Origin of the sequence: Enterococcus sp. 3H8_DIV0648 (assembly GCF_002140655.1) — a bacterium.
In the GTDB taxonomy this organism is placed as follows: domain Bacteria; phylum Bacillota; class Bacilli; order Lactobacillales; family Enterococcaceae; genus Enterococcus_A; species Enterococcus_A hulanensis.
In genome coordinates this window covers 1,727,690-1,729,060 of the sequence record NZ_NGLG01000001.1, presented here as the reverse complement: position 1 = coordinate 1,729,060, position 1,371 = coordinate 1,727,690, and the positions used below count along the sequence as shown (strand labels likewise).

1 protein-coding gene is annotated in these 1,371 nt (G+C 35.4%); it reads left to right on the top strand.

The genetic code is table 11. The features are described 5' to 3' along the window. Nucleotides 1–324 precede the first annotated feature (324 nt). Nucleotides 325–1,038, top strand: a complete 714-nt coding sequence (locus A5875_RS08010; RefSeq protein ID WP_088933106.1) for a hypothetical protein — start codon at nt 325–327, stop codon at nt 1,036–1,038. Nucleotides 1,039–1,371 lie beyond the last annotated feature (333 nt).

The following is a 1,371-nucleotide window of genomic DNA, read 5'->3' as shown; positions in this document are numbered from 1 at the left end:
GTGACACACACTAAAATCAGACACAAAACACCAATAAACTCCATCTCTTCGCCTCCACAATCGCAAACTAAAAACTAGCGTTAATGCAATTGTATCTGTCTCTTATACACATCTAGATGTGTATAAGAGACAGATATAATAAAAAACGTTATTAAACGCTAAAATATGTGTATCATTATAAAAAAGTCATTTTATTAATTAAATATGTAGAAACTAATTTCTAAGGTGTTTAATAAATAAAACAGGGAGGCGAAGGGACTTACTTTTAGGGGTTTGGGAGAAAAAATATAAGGAGAAGCATTCAATTTGAATGCGTGGTGAAAAATGATTTCAGAAAAACAAAAACTAGCGATTGCTGCTTTAGCCGTTTTATTGGTCGGTGAAGTCATTGCGGTGATTAGTATTGGTCTGATTTATTTCAACAGAGATTTTTTCGGCGAACATATCGATATCATTAAAACATTTGTCAATGCATCAACGGCTTTCTTTGGCTGCTTCTTTTCATTTTTAGCAGCACTGCTGATGTTTCAATATTTGAAATATCGTGAAAAGCAGAAGGAAATCAAAAAGACAACGCGCTTGTTCCAAAAGCTGAAAAAGGAATATGATAATAATTATTCGGTTCTGTTGGAATTAGGCGGAGAGATCGCCAATGGGTCGGCAGATCTGGCAATATTATTGCGGGAAAATCAAAAAGTACGGGATTTGTTCGTATTAGCAGTTTATCGTTTGGATTTCGTCATGTACGATACTTATTATCATGATACGGATTGGCAGATGATCCGCGATATTGATCGCACTAGCGAAGGCTATCTTGAGCTGTTCGAGCAAAGTCATCAAGTGGAATATCTTTGCCAAGCGATCGTCGAGAACAAGGTCAATTCAGAAGAGAGCCTGCGACAGCTGTTAGTATTGATTACTCAAAAAATCGGTATGCTGCAGCAGCATCAACAAGCCATTTATTTGAAAGAGCGTCCAATGGAAACAGACAGTGATTACGCAGTTGAACCTGCTGGCGTTGAAATGGTTCGAGAATAAATTTAGGAAAGAAACCTTTTCGTGAGGTTTCTTTTTTTGACTATAAAGATTCGGGTGTCAAAACCTTCTAAATAAAAAGAGAAACAGTCAATCTGTAAGATAAAAATTTATTTTTATCATTAGATTGACCGTTTCCTGTCTCTTATACACATCTAGATGTGTATAAGAGACAGATCTATTCATGTAAAGATTTTATACTTTCTTTATAGATTCAGGTGTCAAAACCTTCTAAATAAAAAGAGAAACAGTCAATCTGTCTGTCTCTTATACACATCTAGATGTGTATAAGAGACAGTCTTAATACTTCTTTGATTTCTGCAAGTGATTGAGGTG

Excerpts from the sequence above, each read along its gene's own strand:
- A5875_RS08010 (WP_088933106.1), top strand. The coding sequence starts at position 325 with ATGATTTCAGAAAAACAAAAACTAGCGATTGCTGCTTTAGCCGTTTTA.